Here is a 788-nt window from a genome sequence, read left to right on the forward strand (position 1 = left end):
GCCGTCGCACGCGCCGGCCGGTGGCAGCGTCGCCCAGGGGCTGACACCCCCGTCGGTGACCTCCCCGGCCCTGCCCGGCACTCCCTTCGACGCCGCGGCCCGCCCGGAGGGCGCTCCCGCGCTGACCCTGGCCGAGGTACGCGGCCAGGACGTGTCCCCGGCCGACTTCGGCGGCGCCGTGGCGAACCTGCGCTGGTCCGGGGCCGACCGGCTCCTCATCCAGCTCCCCGCCACGGCCGACCAGCACGTCCGCGTCCTGGTGGAGGACCCGGGCGCGGGGCTCACCGGCCGTACCGAGCTGCGGTCGGGCACCGCGCAGGACCCGCACGTGCTCCGGATCGGGCCGCGCGTGGACCCGCACGTGGTGTCGTCCGTGCTCGTGCACGAGATCTCGCACGTCGCCCAGGAACGCGCCGCGGCGGCGGCCGGGGCCCGGCAGGGGGTGGTCAGGGCGTCGCTGTCGGAGCACCACGCCGTCGAGGGCACCGACCACTGCCTGACCCCACGGATGGACGAGCACGCGCACCTGTCGCGGAAGTGGCGCGCGGCGGCGGACCCGGCGGCCCGGGAACGGCTCGCCGAGGCCATCACCGCCATCGCCGCCGACCTCGAACGCCGCGGCCACACCCCGCCCCCACCCCCGTGGGGCTCCCGCGCACCGGCCGCCGCCGTCCTTCCGGGACCCGCCGACGGCCCCGCGCCCTTCGGGCCGGGCGGGGTGGACCCCGCTCGTTCCTGGATCGCCGGGCTGGCCGGCGTCGCGGGGGTCGCCTCGATCGCGCCCGGGG

At 79.3% G+C, this 788-nt stretch carries 1 protein-coding gene; it reads left to right on the forward strand.

From position 1 onward, the window contains the following. The coding region (locus ACTWPW_RS64445; protein WP_443175077.1) for a hypothetical protein at positions 1-788 on the forward strand (788 nt) is incomplete at both ends.

The organism is Nonomuraea sp. KM90 (genome assembly GCF_052246675.1).
Taxonomy (GTDB): domain Bacteria; phylum Actinomycetota; class Actinomycetes; order Streptosporangiales; family Streptosporangiaceae; genus Nonomuraea.